Annotated in this window: 22 protein-coding genes; 4 read left to right on the top strand and 18 right to left on the bottom strand. The window is 47.2% G+C overall.

The window, feature by feature from the left end:
• Positions 1–48: 48 nt before the first annotated feature.
• From NSQ57_RS10515 to zwf, 3 genes are all read right to left on the bottom strand, one after another.
• Entirely contained in the window at positions 49–723 is a 675-nt protein-coding gene (locus tag NSQ57_RS10515) for an SOS response-associated peptidase (RefSeq protein WP_342425988.1), read from the bottom strand.
• A 156-nt stretch (positions 724–879) separates the two neighbouring features.
• Entirely contained in the window at positions 880–1,773 is an 894-nt protein-coding gene (gene gnd, locus NSQ57_RS10510) for a phosphogluconate dehydrogenase (NAD(+)-dependent, decarboxylating) (protein WP_342425987.1), read from the bottom strand.
• A 54-nt stretch (positions 1,774–1,827) separates the two neighbouring features.
• Positions 1,828–3,330, bottom strand: coding sequence for a glucose-6-phosphate dehydrogenase (gene zwf, locus NSQ57_RS10505; protein WP_342425986.1), 1,503 nt, complete (start codon positions 3,328–3,330; stop codon positions 1,828–1,830).
• Positions 3,331–3,620: 290 nt separating this feature from the next.
• Between zwf and NSQ57_RS10500 the strand changes: the two genes are divergently transcribed.
• Together NSQ57_RS10500 and NSQ57_RS10495 are read left to right on the top strand one after the other, a co-directional pair.
• Positions 3,621–3,941, top strand: coding sequence for a helix-turn-helix domain-containing protein (locus tag NSQ57_RS10500; protein WP_007430161.1), 321 nt, complete (start codon positions 3,621–3,623; stop codon positions 3,939–3,941).
• Positions 3,942–4,083: 142 nt separating this feature from the next.
• Entirely contained in the window at positions 4,084–4,413 is a 330-nt protein-coding gene (locus tag NSQ57_RS10495; protein ID WP_029519046.1) for a hypothetical protein, read from the top strand.
• A gap of 10 nt (positions 4,414–4,423) precedes the next feature.
• On the opposite strand, the gene NSQ57_RS10490 is transcribed toward NSQ57_RS10495, so the two are convergent.
• The 7 genes from NSQ57_RS10490 to NSQ57_RS10460 all read right to left on the bottom strand — a co-directional run bounded on the left by NSQ57_RS10490 (position 4,424) and on the right by NSQ57_RS10460 (position 8,502).
• Complete coding sequence (locus NSQ57_RS10490; protein WP_342425985.1) at positions 4,424–5,347, bottom strand: NAD(P)/FAD-dependent oxidoreductase; 924 nt, start codon at positions 5,345–5,347, stop codon at positions 4,424–4,426.
• A gap of 240 nt (positions 5,348–5,587) precedes the next feature.
• Positions 5,588–6,190, bottom strand: coding sequence for a nitroreductase family protein (locus NSQ57_RS10485; protein WP_025722870.1), 603 nt, complete (start codon positions 6,188–6,190; stop codon positions 5,588–5,590).
• Positions 6,191–6,296: 106 nt separating this feature from the next.
• Complete coding sequence (locus NSQ57_RS10480) at positions 6,297–6,575, bottom strand: hypothetical protein (RefSeq protein WP_165147420.1); 279 nt, start codon at positions 6,573–6,575, stop codon at positions 6,297–6,299.
• Positions 6,576–6,705: 130 nt separating this feature from the next.
• Positions 6,706–7,032 carry a (2Fe-2S) ferredoxin domain-containing protein gene (locus tag NSQ57_RS10475; RefSeq protein WP_061830316.1) on the bottom strand — a complete coding sequence of 109 codons (327 nt, stop codon included), beginning with the start codon at positions 7,030–7,032 and terminating at the stop codon, positions 6,706–6,708.
• Positions 7,033–7,067: 35 nt separating this feature from the next.
• Positions 7,068–7,568 (bottom strand): metallophosphoesterase family protein, encoded by a 501-nt coding sequence (locus tag NSQ57_RS10470; protein ID WP_103047811.1) that lies wholly within the window; start codon positions 7,566–7,568, stop codon positions 7,068–7,070.
• A gap of 24 nt (positions 7,569–7,592) precedes the next feature.
• The gene (locus NSQ57_RS10465; RefSeq protein WP_013310015.1) at positions 7,593–8,027 is read right to left on the bottom strand and encodes an Rrf2 family transcriptional regulator; all 435 of its coding nucleotides are present in this window, start codon (positions 8,025–8,027) and stop codon (positions 7,593–7,595) included.
• Positions 8,028–8,124: 97 nt separating this feature from the next.
• Entirely contained in the window at positions 8,125–8,502 is a 378-nt protein-coding gene (locus NSQ57_RS10460; RefSeq protein WP_071640627.1) for a DivIVA domain-containing protein, read from the bottom strand.
• Positions 8,503–8,646: 144 nt separating this feature from the next.
• On the opposite strand from NSQ57_RS10460, the gene NSQ57_RS10455 reads away from it, so the two are divergent.
• A complete protein-coding gene (locus tag NSQ57_RS10455) occupies positions 8,647–9,216 on the top strand; it encodes a TraR/DksA C4-type zinc finger protein (protein ID WP_342425984.1) in 570 nt (189 codons plus the stop codon).
• A 114-nt stretch (positions 9,217–9,330) separates the two neighbouring features.
• Here NSQ57_RS10455 and NSQ57_RS10450 read toward each other — a convergent pair whose 3' ends face one another.
• The 5 genes from NSQ57_RS10450 to hrpB all read right to left on the bottom strand — a co-directional run bounded on the left by NSQ57_RS10450 (position 9,331) and on the right by hrpB (position 15,710).
• On the bottom strand, positions 9,331–10,335 hold the full coding sequence (locus tag NSQ57_RS10450; protein ID WP_029519037.1) for a Gfo/Idh/MocA family oxidoreductase: 1,005 nt from the start codon (positions 10,333–10,335) through the stop codon (positions 9,331–9,333).
• 19 nt (positions 10,336–10,354) lie between these two features.
• The gene (locus tag NSQ57_RS10445; protein ID WP_013310011.1) at positions 10,355–10,717 is read right to left on the bottom strand and encodes a helix-turn-helix transcriptional regulator; all 363 of its coding nucleotides are present in this window, start codon (positions 10,715–10,717) and stop codon (positions 10,355–10,357) included.
• A 315-nt stretch (positions 10,718–11,032) separates the two neighbouring features.
• Complete coding sequence (locus tag NSQ57_RS10440; protein ID WP_029519036.1) at positions 11,033–12,205, bottom strand: acyltransferase; 1,173 nt, start codon at positions 12,203–12,205, stop codon at positions 11,033–11,035.
• A 270-nt stretch (positions 12,206–12,475) separates the two neighbouring features.
• On the bottom strand, positions 12,476–13,063 hold the full coding sequence (locus NSQ57_RS10435; RefSeq protein ID WP_029519034.1) for a general stress protein: 588 nt from the start codon (positions 13,061–13,063) through the stop codon (positions 12,476–12,478).
• Between the two features lie 118 nt (positions 13,064–13,181).
• A complete protein-coding gene (hrpB, locus tag NSQ57_RS10430; protein ID WP_342425983.1) occupies positions 13,182–15,710 on the bottom strand; it encodes an ATP-dependent helicase HrpB in 2,529 nt (842 codons plus the stop codon).
• Between the two features lie 314 nt (positions 15,711–16,024).
• Here hrpB and gluQRS point away from each other — a divergent pair, with 314 nt between their 5' ends.
• Positions 16,025–17,020 (top strand): tRNA glutamyl-Q(34) synthetase GluQRS, encoded by a 996-nt coding sequence (gene gluQRS / locus NSQ57_RS10425; RefSeq protein WP_029517083.1) that lies wholly within the window; start codon positions 16,025–16,027, stop codon positions 17,018–17,020.
• A gap of 64 nt (positions 17,021–17,084) precedes the next feature.
• Here the strand turns inward: gluQRS and NSQ57_RS10420 are convergent, their stop codons facing one another.
• The 3 genes from NSQ57_RS10420 to NSQ57_RS10410 all read right to left on the bottom strand — a co-directional run bounded on the left by NSQ57_RS10420 (position 17,085) and on the right by NSQ57_RS10410 (position 18,057).
• Positions 17,085–17,459, bottom strand: coding sequence for a DnaJ family domain-containing protein (locus NSQ57_RS10420; protein ID WP_029517082.1), 375 nt, complete (start codon positions 17,457–17,459; stop codon positions 17,085–17,087).
• A 123-nt stretch (positions 17,460–17,582) separates the two neighbouring features.
• Positions 17,583–17,777 carry an XRE family transcriptional regulator gene (locus NSQ57_RS10415; RefSeq protein WP_342425982.1) on the bottom strand — a complete coding sequence of 65 codons (195 nt, stop codon included), beginning with the start codon at positions 17,775–17,777 and terminating at the stop codon, positions 17,583–17,585.
• A 112-nt stretch (positions 17,778–17,889) separates the two neighbouring features.
• The gene (locus NSQ57_RS10410; protein WP_342425981.1) at positions 17,890–18,057 is read right to left on the bottom strand and encodes an aspartyl-phosphate phosphatase Spo0E family protein; all 168 of its coding nucleotides are present in this window, start codon (positions 18,055–18,057) and stop codon (positions 17,890–17,892) included.
• Positions 18,058–18,268 lie beyond the last annotated feature (211 nt).

The following is an 18,268-nucleotide window of genomic DNA, read 5'->3' as shown; positions in this document are numbered from 1 at the left end:
AGGTGGCGGGAAGCTTATGATCAATAATGGATGAAAATCTCCATACGTTTAAGGTTTAATCCAGGACCACTGCAAATCCATTTCCTGAATACATTCACGGTTATCATGTTCATCATTGGCCACCAGCGGGGTCACTGGATAGATGTTCATGTCGCCTTGCTCATACGTGCGCAATAGAGGCAGCAGCTCATCTATGTTCTGGACAGACGGATCCAGCCATGAATCTATATGATCAGCTTCCAAAATAGCTGGCATGCGGGTATCGAATTCACGTATATCCGTATTAGCATGAACTGTCATCATCGTACAGGTGCGTAAAGGCTCCTTACGACTATCATGCCATACTTCATATAGCCCCGCGACCGCAAACATCTTCTGTTCCGGCAGTACCACCCTTACAGCACACATGCGTTTGCCTACTTTTCGCCAATAATAAAATCCATTGCATGGAATGATACAGCGTCGGGTTTCCGCCATCTTGCGATAACTCGGATTTACCCGAACCGTATTTAAGTCTGCATTGACACAATCCTTGCCCCAGTAGGGAATAAATCCCCAACGAAATTCATCAAGTACCCGCTCTCCATCCTGATGCAGCACAATTGGAACATGCTGAGTAGGACTCATGTTATAGCGTGTTTTGTAATAATACATCACCCGTTGTATACCAAAGTGATCCCTCACCTCATCTACATCAGCCGATAACGAAAACCTTTTGCACATTTGCTATTCATCCTTCCGCCTTTTTCACCTATTGTGCGGATATACAAGGAAAAATATGCATATGCAGGTTATGCAAAAATCCAATAAACGCCAAAACATATAGCAATATCCCCGCAGTTGTGAAGCTACGGGGATAGATACTAACTTATATTGTTATTACTTCTTTTCTACCGCGTGACCGCCAAATTCATTACGCAGTGCAGCAACCACTTTCCCGTTGAACGTGTCCGCATCAAGAGACCGGTAGCGCATCAGCAGGGACAAGGCAATAACTGGTGTAGCAGCCTGAATGTCCAACGCTTCTTCAACCGTCCATTTTCCTTCACCAGAAGAGTGCATAACCCCACGGATTTCGTCCAGGTTTGCATCTTTGGAGAATGCACGTTCAGTTAAGCCCATCAACCAAGAGCGGATAACAGAACCGTTGTTCCACACACGCGCTACTTGTTCATAATCAAAGTCAAAGTTGCTTTTTTCCAGCACTTCAAATCCTTCACCGATGGAAGCCATCATGCCGTATTCCACACCGTTATGAACCATTTTCAGAAAATGTCCGCTTCCGGATTTACCTGCGTACAAATATCCATTTTCCACTGCTGTGTCGCGGAAAACAGTCTCAACAACCGCCCAAGCTTCCGGATCGCCACCGATCATATAACAAGCGCCATTGCGTGCGCCTTCCATCCCGCCTGAAGTTCCAGCATCCATGAAGCTGATTCCATGTTCTTTTAGACGGGCATGACGAGCAATAGACTCTTTGTAATGAGAATTACCACCTTCAATAATGATGTCCCCTTTGGACAACATCGGTTGAAGCTGATCCAGCACAGAATCAACAATTTGGTGAGGAACCATGATCCATAATACTCTAGGGGATTGAGTTGCCTGTACAAGCTCTTCCAATGTAGAAGCACCTTTAGCTCCATAATCCTTCATTTCTTGGATTGCGGCTGCATTAACGTCGTAAGCGACAAGTTCATGCTTATGATCAATCAAATTTTTCCCGAGATTCAAACCCATTTTTCCCAAACCAATTAATCCTACTTGCATAGTAAAGGCCTCCTGCCGTAGCAAACATATTTTGTATATACTTTCTTGTTACTGTTAAGAACGAACGACTGCTTTCTCAGAGCTTTCGGTTTTTTCATCCAGCCACCATGTAAAGCCTTGCTCCTCTAACATTTGATCTGAAGCTTCTGGACCGTAAGAGCCTGCTGCATACGTGTGTAGTGGAACCTCACCACGAGCAAAAGCTTCCAGTACAGGTTGAACCCACACCCATGAAAGCTCAACTTCGTTCCAATGAGCAAAAAAGGTGGAATCTCCGCGCAGTGCATCAAAGATGAGGCGTTCATAGGCTTCTGGTACATCCTTGGCCTCGGAATGATAATTCATCAGAACCGTCTCCAGTTGACCATTGTTCAGCGGATCTCTGCTGTTCAGACGCAGCGTTACCTTTTCATCCGGGTTAACATGGATGATCAGCAGGTTCGGGTCAGTCGGTTGCCCTTGAGCGGCATAAGGATCTGTGCTGTCCTTTTTGAATTCCACGACGATACGAGTAGATTTTTCTTTCATGCGTTTGCCGGTACGAATATAGAACGGCACACCCGACCATTGTTCGTTGTCAATCCATAGGCGAGCTGAAATGAAAGTATCATTTTGCGAATCAGGTCCGATATTCGGCTCTTCTTTATAGGAAGGAACTGCTTTTCCGTTGATCTCACCGTTGGTATATTGGCCTCTAACCACGCTGGAAGCAATATCAGAAGGATCAAGTGCACGAAGCGCGTCCATAACCTTGCTTTTTTCGTCACGCACCTGGTCAGCCGTGACATGTCCCGGCTTGTTCATAGCCGCCATCATCAATACCTGCAGCATGTGATTTTGTACCATATCACGAATAGCGCCGGAGTGATCATAGTATCCTGCTCGCTCCTCTACTCCTACAGTCTCAGAAGCGGTAATTTGCACATTGGCGATGTACTGATTGTTCCATATTCCTTGAAGCAACGGATTAGCGAATTTTAAGGCTTCAAGGTTTTGAACCATGGGCTTGCCTAAGTAATGGTCAATACGATAAATCTCATCCTCAGCAAAGGTTCTGCTCAGACGATCATTCAACTCACGTGCGGATTCCAGATCGTGACCAAATGGTTTTTCGATAATGAGCCGTTTCCAACCCTTTGTTTCAGCTAAACCACTCTCCCGAATATTGAGGGCAATCACATCAAAAAATTCCGGTGCCACCGATAAGTAAAACATGCGGTTCCCCGGAATTCCCAAGTCATTTTCACGTTGCTCAGCAAGCTGTAGCAGCTTTTTATAATCTTCCGGGTGGTTGACGTTCAATGCGCTGTAACGGAAAGCACTTAAGAACTGATCCATCTGTGCACGGTCTTCATTCACGTGTCTGGAAAAATCCTTAATGGATTGCTCTACATTACTTTGAAATTGCTCGTCTGCCACTTCACGACGCCCCATCCCAATTACAGAAAAGGAAGCCGGAATTTTACCTTCTACAAACAAATTATACAAGGCAGGGTAAATTTTACGTTTAGCCAAATCCCCTGTCGCTCCAAATAAGACAAATGTCATTGAATCCATGAATTATTCCTTCTTCCCATTATAAAGATGAGGTTATTAAAAGTTACCTGAGGAATTAACGTAACCCATAATACACCCAAAATAAGGGGCAAGTCAATCAAATTTTAGCGAAATCGTGAACATTCGATATATCCTGTAATGATAACGTTTTCTGTGGTATGATTGACGAAAGGAAAGAGAAAAAAATGTTAAATTTGTCACAGTTGACACAAAGCGTTATAGTTACTATTGGTATACAGAGTTACTTTTAGTATACTGTTTAAAACAACAATGAAATTGAGGGGATTCAGATGAGCGACGACAGGCAGCCTAAGCTTTTGTGCGGTAAGGTGGAACAGTCCTTTCAGATCATCAGCAAAAAATGGACCGCTCTCATCATTCATACTTTGATGGAACATCCCAAACGATTTAGTGAAATTCACGTCTCCATACCCGATCTTAGCAAACGCATGCTGAACGAACGCATCAAGGAACTAGAGCTTTCCGGCCTGATCCTTCGCAATGTCATCACAGAGCGGCCTGTGCGTACCGAGTATTCGCTGACACGCAAGGGTAAAGAGCTAGGTGATGCATTGAATGGTGTGGAGAGCTGGGCCGAGAGATGGCTTTAACTTCTAACAGGAGATCGTCACACATGTTCTCCTGTTATTGTGTTACCCCATGTGGATCATAATACAGACTACAGTACGAAAATAATGGAACAACCACGCAGCAGCTCATGATTTCAGTCTGAGCCAAGGAGGGAAGAGAACGATGGCATTTGGCATTACCCGGCAGGAGCTTATGGCCTGGAAAAGAGAGGTCAGTCGTGGTGAAATTGCTTTTCTGACACATTACTGGGTGGATGATCGCTTTCCAGGCATTACAACCGTCACCAAGGTGGGATGTTCTAATTTGGACAAGCTGCGCTTATGGTGCAACCATAACGGATTGGACCCCCAATATATTCATCAACGTCAGCCCTATCCGCATTTTGATCTTATCGGCAACAAACAGACAGAAATTTTACGTAAGTACGGCATGAGCGATCAATTAAAACGCTTCGAACTTCATCTCCCAACGAGTACACGCCCATCGTTCTAAACCGCAGCTCTCAGAGCTGCGGTACTTTTGTTTTCATACCCGTTAATACCTTGTGTATCCAAATCGCTGACATAGCTCCTTCTCCCATCGCTACAGTCGCTTGTTCGGCATGAGCCCCTAAGTCCCCGGCTACCCATACATTTTCCACATTTGTCATTTTGCTGCGAGGATGAGTTTCAATGTGCTTATTATGCAGCAGATGTACACCCAGTTGCTCTGCCAGCTCTGAATGAACATGATTGCTGCCAAAAGCTAAAAAGCCCCGCTCTGCTCGAACTACTTGTCCATCGGCCAGCCGCACTCCTTCAAAACAGCCCGGTTCTCCGGTTATAATCTCAGAAATAGCGGCTTCCTTATAGCCAATCCCTTTTTCCCGCAGCTTTTCGCTCAGCTCGTCCGGCACCTCTGAACGCTCATGATTGACATATACAAGTTGATCGGTGCGCGCTGATAAAATCAGAGCCATGGAAGCTCCTGCTTTGCCTGCCCCCATGACGACCGTACTGCGATCCTGAACCTCATAACCGTCACAATCCGGGCACACATATACACCGTTGCCCAAGCAGGCTTGTAACCCATCCAGTTTTGGAAAACGGTCCGTTAGCCCTGTCGCCAACAGCAGCGTCTTTGACGAATACACGGAGCCTTCCTCCACTTGAATGTCAAAAAGCTCATCCCTTTTGGCGGCTTTTACCACCTTCCCTACAATAAACTCAGTACCTAGTTTTGTAGCTTCATTACGTCCAAGCCGTCGCAGCTCTTCACCAGAAATTCCGTCAGGAAAGCCCAAAATATTATGATACTGGTGGCATAGCGTAGATCGACCATAGCCCGAATCTATCACTAGAACTCGATGACTGCTGTATCTCCCCAATTGAATCGCTGCTTGCAATCCGGCAATTCCCCCACCAACAATAATGCAATCATAGTTCATAACTTTTCCTCCTTTGAATGCGCGTTATCCTAGACATCTGCATAAAATCGCAATAACACCTATGTAAACTTCTCATCCAATTTTAAACATAATATCACCCACTAACGGATGAATTAACCCCTGTGTCCGTACATATCAAAGCTTATATGCCTTAAAAATGGAATGACAAAAAGCACTGTGGATACCCACAGTGCTTTACCAGGTCGAGCCTGAATCGTCATTTTATCGTGAAAATTATAATTATTTAAATGTTTTTACGCGTTCTTCAACAGGCTGGAATTCTTTTTCACCTGGTTGGAATGTCGGTTTACCAAATGGCATTTCAGCAATCAGTTTCCAATGCTCAGGAATGTTCCATTCGTTTTTCACTTTTTCATCAATCAATGGGTTGTAATGCTGAAGGGATGCCCCCAGTCCTTCTTGCTCCAGAGCCGTCCATACTACCAATTGCAACATACCATTAGATTGGTTGGACCAGATTGGGAAATTGTCCGCATAGGCTTCAAATTGTTGTTGCAGACCAGCCACCACGTTATTGTCTTCAAAGAACAAGACTGTTCCGTATCCGCTGCGGAAACCGTTCATTTTCTCGGCAGTAGACTTGAATTGCTCCTCATTGCCTACAACCTCACGTAAAATATCTTCTGTAATATTCCACAGTTTATCATGATGCTCTCCGAGCAACACTACAGCACGTGAAGTTTGGGAGTTGAACGAGGTAGGTGTGTACTTAACAGCTTCCTCTACAATCTCTTGAATCCGTTGGTCAGAAATGACCTGTTCTTTGCTAATACCATAATAGGAGCGTCTGTCTTTCAGAGCTGTGAAGAAGTCTTTAGCCATTTTGTTACCTCCTGAGAAAAATTAATTACTTTTCGTAACTTAATATACATTACATATATCTTAAAGTCAAGAGTTTTCTTTTTAAATATTACCAGTTAGTTGATAATTATACGCCACTATTATATTTTTTCTCACTGGAAGAGGTGTGCTTGGTTGCATCCTTGTCTCTCTCCTCCTGTCTTTCCATCTTCAAATCCTCTACAGGAATGGCGTCTACCGTCTGCTCGATCTCAAAACGGTCGAACAAGCTTTCCTGCTCTGTCGGATACTGCTCTGCATGATCTCGATTGATCGACTGTTTCTGATGTTTAGACTCCGTTGTTCCTTTCCCCGTCTGTCCTTTCTGCTGATTCTGATCGTACAGGTTATCTTCAAATGGGGCCATTTTACTTCCCTCCCTATCGGATTGGTGTCCACAGTATACTTTTACCTTTCACATCGGGGATTAAACGCAAAAAAGAGAAAATCTCTGCAAAGATTTTCTCTACTCATGTACTTATAGATGGTTGATTGAATTATTCCGAACTGGATTGACCTGTACACTCATGAAAAAGATGAGGTTCCAGCTTCTCTCCCGTTACGAGCTTCTGCACCAGTTGAGTCCCCGAGTCGGGGGTCATTTGACCATACCAGTCCCCTTGAGGATATACGATCACAACCGCAGCATCATGACAACGCCCATTACAGCGAGTTCTGGTCGTGTGAATATATGCTTCTGCATTTTGTTTACGAATTTCATCCCGAATTGCCTGTGTAACTTCTTCACCCTCATGTCGCATACATGTGCCTCCATTGCAGATCAACACATGATGCTTCATTGGTTCTAATTCAAAAATAGCCATAGCTTCCCCTTTAATCAACAGTTGTTGGTTTTAAATCAATGTTTATCTGGATAAAGAACAAGCTGTGCTTCCATCTGATCAGCTTCAATCGTCAGCACGATAAATGAATATTCGTCTTCGCCACGTTTGTCCGTCGGAGACCCCGGATTAAGGACAAGCTGACCGTCAATCGTTTTGACCACCGGAATATGCGAATGTCCATAAATCAGACAATCCAGCGTTTCTCCCTTAAACGTATTCAATGCGATATTTTCTGTCGTTCCTCGCCAGCCGTGACCGTGAACCATACCGATCCGCTTGCCTTGGGCTTCAACGATTCGCTGATAGCCTAAACGCTCCACGATGTCCATTCCATCATTGTTTCCGGCAATGCCTTGCACAGGCGCAAACTCAGCTAGACGTTCATATACGAACCAATCCGTCCAGTCTCCGGCATGGAGAATAAGGTCACTGCCTTTTAACTCCTGTACAAGCCGACTAGGCAACGTTTTGCTTCTATGCGGCATATGAGTGTCTGAAAGTACGATGATTTTCATATCAATTTCTCCTTACCAGCGTCTTTACACAGATGAACTTTGTTGCCCCACGCGCTGCTGAAGTGCCTGCTCCAGATCTCGCAGCGTAACGGTCTCGAAAAACGCCTGTATTTTCTGCTCTGCCACGGTATATAAACCATCCAACAATGCGTCTATGTTCCTGCCTACCTCACAATTATGATTGCTATCGGTATGGATGGCGAACAACGGACCTTCATCCTTGGTCGCCTCATAGATCATTTTCAGATTGATGTTTGAACTGGACATGCTTAGACGAAAGCCGCGTGCTCCAGGCGACGAATCCACCAAACCCGCTTGCTTGAGTCGGCTCATAATCCTTCTCACAACTACCGGGTTTGTATTGATGCTGGAAGCAATAAGTGACGATGTCATTCGCTCCGGTGCCCCTTCAGCCAGAAGAAGCAGACAATGGATACTAACGGAAAAATGGGTACTCATGTTAACCACCTTTATGTGTGTGCCTCATTAAATGTTTGGTAAAATGCATGTTTCCATCATACCACAATAGAGGCACCAACACAGTGCTTACTGCACCTTACTCCGGAAAATAGTCATTTTCAGGACGTACTCGCACTTTTAATTGGCGTACACTATATTCCAACTGCTTAACGATATCCTCCAGTTGACGACGGTCAAGTCCATTAAGGTCGGCGGCAGGCTTGGGTGCATTTTTCAAATCACGTATGGTTGCCTGCTGCTCCTGCCACTTATCCATCAGGTCGGCTATATTCGCATAAAAGCGTTCGTAATCCTTGATCACTTCATCCAGAAAGGCATCCACCTCGTCCGGATCATAGCCGCGCATTTTATTCTTAAACTGTTTCTCATGAATGGAGAGCGCGTCCAGCTGAATGCCCAGTTGCTTAAACAACTGCTTTTGCTTTTCCAGACGACGCTTCATATGTTCATCCATCGGTTATTCCCTCCTTAACACACTATTCTTTTTATATCACATTCTAGGCTGGGAATAAAAGTCTCTGCTGATTGCCTGGCCCTATGAACGGGTATAAAAGAGCATACGTGTCACTTATACAGACCACGAAGGGGAGAGATGATCATGAATCATTTGAACGATTCGCAGCTTGCAGAGCTGAAACATATGTTGTTGGAGCAGAAAAAGGATTTAGAAAAGCATTTTGAACAAAATGGTCATGCAAACGCTCAATTGGGAGAAACACTGACAGATTCCACAGGTGAGCTCTCGTCCTATGACAATCACCCTGCTGATATAGGGACAGAAACCTTTGAACGGTCCCGTGATCTGGCGATTAATGATTCGCTGCAAAACGAGCTGGAGCAAGTCAATGCAGCCCTTCAGCGGATAAAGGATGGGACGTATGGAATTTGTGTGGAGAGCGGGGAAGAAATTCCTTTTGAACGGTTACAAGCCATTCCATATACAGCCTATACCGTCGAGCACACGCCAACTCGAGAATTATCGAATGACCGTCCGATAGAGGAACAGGTCATGACTCCGCCGCCCAAGGGTGCAGGTGAGGTTCGCCAACGGAATGCAGGACGATTTGACGATGCGGGCGCATGGGACGCCGTGGAAAAATACGGTACATCGAATTCGCCTGCAACTGCCGCCAAGCGTGATGTCACAGATTATGATGAAAATATGTGATGCTCGAATGTCCAAAGACTCATTGAAAATACCTATGTATTTGTCATCTAAAAAAGCAGCTTGTCCTTTTGACAAGGCTGCTTTTTTAGATCTTCTAGGAATACGGTACACCGCTTATCCAATTTCTATCCGTTTCCGACTGCGAGCTGACTCAATACAAGCATCGATCACTTTCATATTGCTCACCGCATCTTCTGGCTCATACGGCAACGGGACACCGTCAAGCACCGCTTTAGCAAAAGCATCCGCTTGTAGTTCAAAGGAATTAAAACCTTTCAGACGTTCCTCACGCGTAACCGAACCGACGTGGACGAAAATTTGCGGTACCACAGACGTTCTTTCCCAGCCGAACATTTTGGGCATCGCAATCGTACCCTTGCTACCGAGAATCTCCATGTTGGAACGATTGGCTGCCCACATGCCACAATCGAAAGTAAGATTGATTCCACCCGGAAATTCCAGCAAGCCGGAAGCCATCATATCGACGTTGTCATGCTCCGGGGAAAATAAGGCATGTACCGTCACTGCCTCCGGCTCCCGATCCAAATACATACGAGCGGCTGATATCGGATAGACACCCACATCATATAGCGAGCCGCCGCCCATGTTTTTATTAAAGCGCACATTATCTGCCTGATCGGTATTGTTAAACGTAAACGTGCAATGGATGCCGCGAATGTCACCAATTTCCCCACTATTGATAATTTCCTTAATTCTTCGATGTTTGGGATGATAGCGATACATAAAAGCCTCTGCAAAGATCACTCCTGCACGTTGACATGCTTCAATCATGCGGCTTGTACCGGCCGAGCTAAGAGAAGATGGTTTTTCACACAAAACGTGCTTCCCAGCCTCCGCCGCCCGAATGGTCCACTCCTCATGCAGATGGTTTGGCAACGGAATGTACACCGCTCCGATTTCGGGATCAGCCAACAGTTCATCATAGCTTCCATAACTTTTTGGAATATCGAACTCCCGGGCGGCCTCAGCGGCTTTATCCGCATTACGACTAGCAATCCCAAGCACTTCTCCGCGTTCGGATTGCTGAATCGCAGGAATTACAGCGATTTGGGCGATCTCCGCAGTGCCTAAAATTCCCCATTTCAGCTTTCTACCCATCATTCTCATCCTTTCGTGGTTAGGAATAGTTGTCTTGTTCCGCTTTGTGCAGCATACCTAAGCAACGGTCCAAATCAGCTTTGACCTGCTTCTTGTACAATCGTGCTTTCTCCTCCCCATCATCTGTAAAGTGATAGAGTACAATCTCCTGAAAATCCACGCGCGGGTCTGTTCCTTTCAATCGCTTGGTACGGTAAAAAACGCCTTCCTGTACCAGCTCATGCAGCGCCCGGTAAACTTCGCTCTGAGGCGGAACATATCCAAACCCACTAAACTCATCCTTCATCGATTCGAGCATCTGATATCCATAACCGCGATGCCTCTCCACCATTGTGATCAGATAAATTTTGATAAAAGCCCGCTGGGATATCATAAACGCCATTTCACAGCCTCCTCCACACCTTATTCATACACCTTACCTTCCATTATAAACCACTCTGCGTCCATAGACTATTTCCTTTGATGATATGAGAGCTTATGAGAACTCTCCATCCCTTGTGACCTGTTTTAAGATGGCGAGAGATATAGAATGAGGCGATATAGAGTAGTGTGCGAAGTGCTGAGAAATGAGTTTATGGTTTACTATTATGAACTTTTCATATGTTGAAATAATATAATATCAGTTAAAAAAGTATCCCTTGGCCTTATTTCTTGGCTTTGGGATACTCTTGTGAACATATGTGATTGGATTATCAAATCAAGCTTGCTTTTGTACGGCTGGCGGACTCCCAGTCGGGCGAGGACGAACCCGAAGCCCCACGATCCATTTGCCCAGAGGCAAACGTGCCAGCAGCCATGTTCCGGCAACGGAAAAGATCATACAGAGAACGAATGAAGCCAGCATACGAAGAACGTGGCTCCAGTCTGCAAACAACGTCTCGTCAAAATAATAGGTCACACGCAGCATAAAGGCATGCATGAGATACGCTCCATAGGACAACGTTCCGATGGCCGTCAGCATACTCGCCGCACGTCCCCCCTTATGAGCAATCCACGTCGCTACCCGATAAGCTACAAAAATAGACGCGACGCAATATACAGCCATGACCGGACGCAGCAGAGACAAATAGTTAAAGGAAAGAACTGTACCTTGCGGTGTCTGGAACTGACCGATCATCTCATACAGCAAGTAGCCAGTAATTACGATAAACAACGGCCAGTATATCATTTGTGCTTTGGTTACCCATGCATTCCAACGCTTGACGTTCATCCCGGCTGCCGCTCCCAGCACAAAATAAAAGAAAAAGTAGATCACATTCCGGTCAGCGTACAGGGTAAACCAAGAGGTAATGACCGGAAGCTGGAGCTTATCCATCGCTTGGTATACGGGTCCAACGGCGAACATGAGCAAAATATATAGCACGCCGAATACAGCCAATGCAGCGGGTCGCCATGTTGATGGCAGTAGCGCAGACAAACGACGGACAGCATAACGAAACACAGGAAATAACACATAACATTGAATAATCATTACGATGTACCACAGATGATAGCTACTTTTCCCGTTCAACAGCTTCTGGAAAAAATCCAGCGGGTGAATATATCCTCCACTTTGAGCAAGCTGATTTCCCAATTCGTATAAAAGAGACCATATGATATAAGGAACGATGATGTCCAGGAATCTTTTACGTAAAAACGTTCCGTACTTTAAGGCTCCATCATAATTGTAAAATAGCACCATTCCAGTGATAAATACAAACACAGGAACTGCAAATTTGGAACACAGCAGTAAAAGTGTCATCAATACCCCGTCCTGGACGCGCGCCCCCTGCGCAACCGCATAGTGTGCGACGGAATGCTGAAGAACAACGGCCGCAAAAGCCAGCCCTCTCAGCAAAGCGACTTCGGAAATTCTCTCTTTTTGACTCATGCCACTCTCCTGTTACATCTAGCAATTTATAAATCCAGGATTTTTTCAAAATCCTCAATCTATTATAACGACAATTCTGTAAAAATATATAGAAGGTTAAACGTGCCAACGGCAAGCTTAGCATCATTTATCTCAGATTTATTCTATGATCCACAAATATGTAAAAACAGCAGTCCTCCCTCTCGGGGAGACTGCTGCTGTAGAAACAACCCATATACAAAGGAGATAGGAAAGCCTGTTAGATCACGTTCTCAACTAGCCGTTAGGTTTTTACAGGTTCCTTCTCGTATCTGTGTATGCATCTGTACGCGGCGTGTCTGCCAACGTATCATCATACGTTCTGTAACGATCCGCATTCAGCGAACGGTTGGTGCGGAAAATATCATAAACATCCCTGTTATGGTCAGCGGAGTCCACCAGCACTAAAATCTTGCCCTGATCGACGTAAGTCTCGTATTGACGTGCATCATCTTCCGGAATACCCAGCCCGACCAGTCCACCGACCAAGCCACCTGCTCCCGCTCCGACAGCTGCTCCGGTAAGGGTAGCCGCGATAGGTCCAGCAGCGAGGATTGGTCCGATACCTGGAATAGCCAAGGCCCCGATGCCCGCCAGCAACCCAGCAACGCCGCCTACAACGCCGCCGGTAGCCGCACCGGTCGCTACACCCTCCGGTGCTTTGGTGCCTGTCTCTTCACTAATCGTCCTCAACTCGTCACGGTCACGGGTGATCACAGAAATTTCACTGCTTGGGATTCCTTTGCTCTGCAATTGTCCTATCGCACGAGATGCTTCCTGCTCTGTATCAAAAACACCAACAATCTTCTTTTCATTATAATCGTTTAAGTTATTAGCCATGATAGTTGCCTCCCAATATTTTAGTGTTGAGTGGTTCGTTTTTCATTACCCCGCTATTATGACGTTTAAACGATTTTACAAAAATTCAAAAAGTCGATTAGCATAAAACAGCTTCTATTTAACGCTTTGGCTTTGCTCTGTTGGTCGCCACAGCTTCCAGTGGATCATCCGGCCAATAATGCTTGGGATATCTGCCTTTCAGGTCCTTTTTGACTTCAAAATAAGCCTCCCTCCAGAAGCTAGACAAGTCGGATGTCACTTGGACAGGTCGCTGGGCAGGTGACAGTAAATGCAATACAATGGGCACACGTCCGCGTCCAATACGAGGCGTATCCCTCATACCAAACAATTCTTGTAGTCGTACGGCCAGCGCTGGTGCCTCAGGATTCGAATAATCGACAGGAATGCGGGAACCGCTGGGTACACGGATATGCGTCGGCGCTTCCTGATCAAGCTGCTGCCGCTGTTCCCAGTCCAGCCTGCCAAGCAGCAATGCAGCACTGTCCAGCCGTTGCAGATCGGATACGTTTTTGGCTCCTAGAGCAAAAGGCAACAGCCACGATTCCAGTGAATCCAGCAATGCCAATTCCGTGCAGTCCGGCCAGTCTTCAGGCGCTGAGAAGTGCATAAAAATCAAACGAGCCTGCAACTGGAGGGTTTGCCGATTCCATGACAACAGCTTCAGACCGCGTTCACGGACACCCTGCATCAAGGCGGCAGCAACTTCCTCTGCCGGAGGTCGCTCATAGGACGTTTCCTTTAAGACGAGTGAGCCCAGTCGCAGTACCTTGCGGGCTCTCACTGCTGAGGCGGAGCTATCCCAGTATACGCTGGCTTGTTCCAGCAACAAATCGCTGCAATGCTGGGTCAGCTCTTGCAGTTCAACCGGTGCCGCCAACTGAATGGCACCATCTGCTCCCTCGTCGTCCACTTCGGCGGCGACGAGATAGGATGAACGCGACATCCACTCCACTTGTCGGAGTCGCGTCCCTCGGCCGCCGCTAAGCAAAAAGCGGCCATCCCCCCGGCCCTGCGCAATCCGGTCCGGATACGCAAAGGCCAGCAGCAGCCCGCAGGCCGAGGAGCCGTCAGGCTCGTCCTGCGCTGCGGCTGCTGTCGGCAGCGAGGCTAGCAACTGCCGGCTCTCTTGCACGATACGGCGAATCACCGTATCGTCTGCCGTTCGCAGCAGGCTGTGCGTGCTGCGGGCATGGGTCGCCTCGCGCAGGGCATCCAGCCGCGGGCGCAAATCCGTTCCGCCATGGGCGCGGAACGGGTCCCGCTCTTGCAGCAGCGCAGCCAGACGGCTGGCGGTTGGTGCCAGGCCGAGTGCCGCAGCACGCAACAGCATGTGCCCGAGGCGCGGGTGCGTGCCCAGGGCGGACACCTCGCGCCCATGCGCGGTAATGCCGCCTGTAGTGCCATCGGCTGCTGCATCCAGACAGCCGAGCTGGTGCAGCAGACCTGTGGCCTGGCCGTACGCGGCCTCAAGTGGGGCATCCAGCCAGGCCAGCTCGGCGGGCTCGCGCACGCCCCAGGCCGCCAGCTCCAGCGCGAGCGGGGCCAGATCCGCTGCCGCGATTTCCGGGCGGCTGGCATCGGGGAGCGCTGCATGCTCCTGCGCGCTCCACAGCCGGTAGCATACGCCCGGCTGGAGACGCCCCGCCCGTCCGCGCCGCTGGTCGGCTGAGGCCTTGGACACCTTAACGGTGGTCAAACGGCTCATACCGGTCCGCGCGGAAAATACCGACTCCCGCGACAGTCCGCTATCGATCACCACCGTGATCCCCGCTATGGTCAAGCTAGACTCGGCAATCGAGGTGGCCAATACCACTTTTCGACTGCCCGAAGCCGACGGGCGTATTGCCTCATCCTGCTGCTCCAGCTTCATGCTCCCATACAGCGGAATGACCTTGACATGTGCTGGTAAATGCTTTGAAGCCAATTCTCGTTCCGTTCTGTGAATTTCTCTAGCCCCTGGTAAAAACACCAGCAGATCACCTTCATGAGTATGAAGTGCCTTTTCTACCGTCTCAGCCGTAAAGGACTCTAATGAAGTTGACGAAGGTTTGGACATATGAAAGGTTTCTACCGGAAATACAGTGCCTGGACATTCCAGCAATGGCGCATCCCCTAATAGTCTGCATACAGGCTCTGCCTCCAGGGTGGCAGACATGATCAATATCTTCAAATCCGGTCGCAGCAACGCCTGGCTTTGTAGAGCAAGTGCCAATCCCAAGTCTGCATGCAGGCTGCGTTCATGAAACTCATCAAAAATAATCAGCCCGACTCCCTCCAACGCCTGATCATGTTGCAACATCCGGGTGAGTACGCCTTCCGTAACCACCTCAATCCGCGTGTTTGGCCCTACTTTTGTATCCATGCGAACCCGGTAGCCCACCGTCTTTCCGGTGGGCTCTCCCAGCGTTTTTGCCATTTGTGCTGCTGCTGCACGTGCTGCCAAACGCCTCGGCTCCAGCATAATTATCTTTTGCCCTACCAGCCACGGCTCATGCAGTAGCTCCAGCGGTGTTACCGTCGTTTTCCCCGCTCCCGGCTGTGCAATCAGTACCGCCGCCGAATGAGATTGCAGTGTATGTTTAAGCTCGGGGATCACTTGCATAATAGGCAGTTGTTTATCTGTCAATGAAATCTCTCCAATGATACGCTTGATGCGTAGAATCTAAGTTTTAGTTCTTTTATTATTGTGAATTTTTCATTACCTGTAATTATTGAATAGAAAAGGTTAAGCTGCCCTCTGGAACTTCTCCTCGGTCTGTCATACATAATTCTTCTAAATCTATTATACAGATATTTAAATTTCCCGTCTGATCATCGCGGCTATGTATGCTTCGTCTTTAGCTTCTATACCTATCGGGATGCACTCACGGCAAGATCGTTTTATAATATATTTGATATGGATTGCTGAAGGACGGAACACAGAATCGAGGTCACTTTCGTATGGAATTACAGGCCCAACCCATCAGAGGGCGATTTGCCCCAACACCATCGGGATGGATACACTTAGGAAATGCTCGTACCGCCTTATTATCCTGGCTGCACGTTCGTTCCCTGGGCGGAACCTATATTTTGCGCATGGAAGATATTGATATGACGCGAGCTCGCAGCCAGTTGGCGCAAGGGAGTATGGAAGATTTGCGCTGGATTGGTCTGGACTGGGACGAAGGACCCGACGTAGGCGGTCCCTACGGCCCCTACACTCAAAGCCAGCGGCTGGAACGCTACCAGTCTGCATTGGAGAAACTACAGAGGCAAGATTTACTGTATCCTTGTTTTTGCAGTCGAGCTGACATTCTGGCTGCCGCTCATGCTCCGCATGGACTGTCTGGTGAAGGGCCTGCGTATTCGGGGGCATGTCGTAGCCTTAGCTCTCAAGATGCCGTAGCCAAAGCACAATATAAACTCCCTTCACTTCGCTTTAAAGTACCGCAATATCCAGATGCCGTTATTTCGTTTCATGATCAGGTAGCAGGTCATGTGGCCTTCGGTGCGGCAGAGGGGGGCGATTTTATCGTCAAACGAGCCGACGGCATGTTTTCCTATCAGCTGGCTGTCGTTGTCGATGATGCGGATATGCATATGACCGACGTACTCCGCGGGTATGATCTTCTCGATTCAACGCCCCGTCAGCTATTGCTGTACCAAGCTTTGGGGTTGCAGCCGCCACGTTTCGCACACGTTCCCCTTGTCCTAGGCCCTGATGGACGAAGGCTGGCCAAACGACATGGTGGTGTAGCACTCCGAGCTATGCGCCGACAAGGGGTCACACCGGAAGCAGTCATTGGCTGGCTCGCCTATTTTTCCGGGCTGCTGGATTCACCGGTGCCTGTGAAGGCAGTAGATTTAATCGATGACTTTCATTTAGACAAACTGCCCAAAGAATCCGTCATCCTGACGAAGCAATGCCTCACGAGATTATCTGCACTGCAACAGTAATGAGGTAAAGCGTAGAAATTAAAGTGTACGGGCAAGGGCCTTCCGCCCTTCGCTCCTCTCGCTTCTATTCCTCCAGTCGCTTACGCATAGCGGACTCATATTCATAAAATACAGACGACGTATCCAGCCCTCTTTCCTCCAGCAGCATACGGAGACGAAGTGATTTTTCAGTCAGCCTGCGACTGATCCGCTCTTGCTCTCCCGCCTCATGACAAGCGTGAAGCAAATCACGTAACTGGACACATTCCTTTTGCAGCTGAAGCTCTTTCGGTAAAATGCCTGCATTCTTCAACAGCTTGTACGACATCCGCAGCTCCTCTGGAACATGTGACAAATCCTCGATGACCAGTGGCTTGCCCGCTCCCGGTAGATGATCAAACTCACCTTTGGCCATTGCCTCGGCAATCTTCTGCTCTGCCATTCTGGAGAACATTTCCATCGATCCTTTCCACTCTTGTATTAAGCTTCCTATGTACACTCTATATTAAAGAAACCTGGAGTCCTTTGCCACTGTAGCTTACATATCATTAGGATGTCCTGTATCCATAAAGGAGAAAGAGGGTTATTCTTCGATCCCAAGCAATTGAGATACTTGTACTCTATATTTTTTGGCCTTACGTGTTCCATGAATGAGATTAGACAAGCGGCTAGCAGGAATATGGTAGGTATCACAAAATGTTCTCTGATCCATTTGAATTTCAACTAGCTTTTGTTTGATTTCCCAGCCGAAAGGGGTTACAGGATTTCGTTTGTTCAACAACGTTACCACCTCTTCTATAGTATAGGATTTAGAATTTTTATCGGGGTTTGGGGTTTGGAGATTGGAGTTCGTCTTCTTGCTTTAAAAGCGCGTCAAGCATACATATTAGCTAAGATTTCATTTTGCAGGTTTGGTATTGATTCAATAGTTTATCCGGTTTTATGGATTGTTCAATCACTTTGGGATGCGTTAAAAATCCGTATTTCTTCTGGACTTGGTACAGTCTTTTTCTGGCCCGTTCGACACGAAGTAAAGTCACACCTGGATTCATCAGCATGATTCCCCCTTCTGTGTCATATTCTAATATAAAACGTAAACTTTTGAATTTTTTGATAATTTGCTCGACAAAAAAAGTGCTTCTGGAGCATTCCAGAGGCACTTTTTTGGCGTTTTATGTTTATTTAAAATCCCAACAGACTCCCACAAGCTAAACTTCAAATCCAAATACATTTTATTTATTCAGCTTGGAATCAACACTGAGAAATGAT

Source organism: Paenibacillus sp. FSL L8-0502, assembly GCF_038593055.1.
In the GTDB taxonomy this organism is placed as follows: Bacteria; Bacillota; Bacilli; order Paenibacillales; family Paenibacillaceae; genus Paenibacillus; species Paenibacillus polymyxa_D.
Note: the sequence above shows the minus strand (reverse complement) of the source record. Positions and strands in the feature narration are given on the sequence as shown.

Excerpts from the sequence above, each read along its gene's own strand:
- NSQ57_RS10515 (WP_342425988.1), bottom strand. The coding sequence starts at position 723 with ATGTGCAAAAGGTTTTCGTTATCGGCTGATGTAGATGAGGTGAGGGAT.
- gnd (WP_342425987.1), bottom strand. The coding sequence starts at position 1,773 with ATGCAAGTAGGATTAATTGGTTTGGGAAAAATGGGTTTGAATCTCGGG.
- zwf (WP_342425986.1), bottom strand. The coding sequence starts at position 3,330 with ATGGATTCAATGACATTTGTCTTATTTGGAGCGACAGGGGATTTGGCT.
- NSQ57_RS10500 (WP_007430161.1), top strand. The coding sequence starts at position 3,621 with ATGAGCGACGACAGGCAGCCTAAGCTTTTGTGCGGTAAGGTGGAACAG.
- NSQ57_RS10495 (WP_029519046.1), top strand. The coding sequence starts at position 4,084 with ATGGCATTTGGCATTACCCGGCAGGAGCTTATGGCCTGGAAAAGAGAG.
- NSQ57_RS10490 (WP_342425985.1), bottom strand. The coding sequence starts at position 5,347 with ATGAACTATGATTGCATTATTGTTGGTGGGGGAATTGCCGGATTGCAA.
- NSQ57_RS10485 (WP_025722870.1), bottom strand. The coding sequence starts at position 6,190 with ATGGCTAAAGACTTCTTCACAGCTCTGAAAGACAGACGCTCCTATTAT.
- NSQ57_RS10480 (WP_165147420.1), bottom strand. The coding sequence starts at position 6,575 with ATGGCCCCATTTGAAGATAACCTGTACGATCAGAATCAGCAGAAAGGA.
- NSQ57_RS10475 (WP_061830316.1), bottom strand. The coding sequence starts at position 7,032 with ATGGCTATTTTTGAATTAGAACCAATGAAGCATCATGTGTTGATCTGC.
- NSQ57_RS10470 (WP_103047811.1), bottom strand. The coding sequence starts at position 7,568 with ATGAAAATCATCGTACTTTCAGACACTCATATGCCGCATAGAAGCAAA.
- NSQ57_RS10465 (WP_013310015.1), bottom strand. The coding sequence starts at position 8,027 with ATGAGTACCCATTTTTCCGTTAGTATCCATTGTCTGCTTCTTCTGGCT.
- NSQ57_RS10460 (WP_071640627.1), bottom strand. The coding sequence starts at position 8,502 with ATGGATGAACATATGAAGCGTCGTCTGGAAAAGCAAAAGCAGTTGTTT.
- NSQ57_RS10455 (WP_342425984.1), top strand. The coding sequence starts at position 8,647 with ATGAATCATTTGAACGATTCGCAGCTTGCAGAGCTGAAACATATGTTG.
- NSQ57_RS10450 (WP_029519037.1), bottom strand. The coding sequence starts at position 10,335 with ATGGGTAGAAAGCTGAAATGGGGAATTTTAGGCACTGCGGAGATCGCC.
- NSQ57_RS10445 (WP_013310011.1), bottom strand. The coding sequence starts at position 10,717 with ATGGCGTTTATGATATCCCAGCGGGCTTTTATCAAAATTTATCTGATC.
- NSQ57_RS10440 (WP_029519036.1), bottom strand. The coding sequence starts at position 12,205 with ATGAGTCAAAAAGAGAGAATTTCCGAAGTCGCTTTGCTGAGAGGGCTG.
- NSQ57_RS10435 (WP_029519034.1), bottom strand. The coding sequence starts at position 13,063 with ATGGCTAATAACTTAAACGATTATAATGAAAAGAAGATTGTTGGTGTT.
- gluQRS (WP_029517083.1), top strand. The coding sequence starts at position 16,025 with ATGGAATTACAGGCCCAACCCATCAGAGGGCGATTTGCCCCAACACCA.
- NSQ57_RS10420 (WP_029517082.1), bottom strand. The coding sequence starts at position 17,459 with ATGGAAATGTTCTCCAGAATGGCAGAGCAGAAGATTGCCGAGGCAATG.
- NSQ57_RS10410 (WP_342425981.1), bottom strand. The coding sequence starts at position 18,057 with ATGCTGATGAATCCAGGTGTGACTTTACTTCGTGTCGAACGGGCCAGA.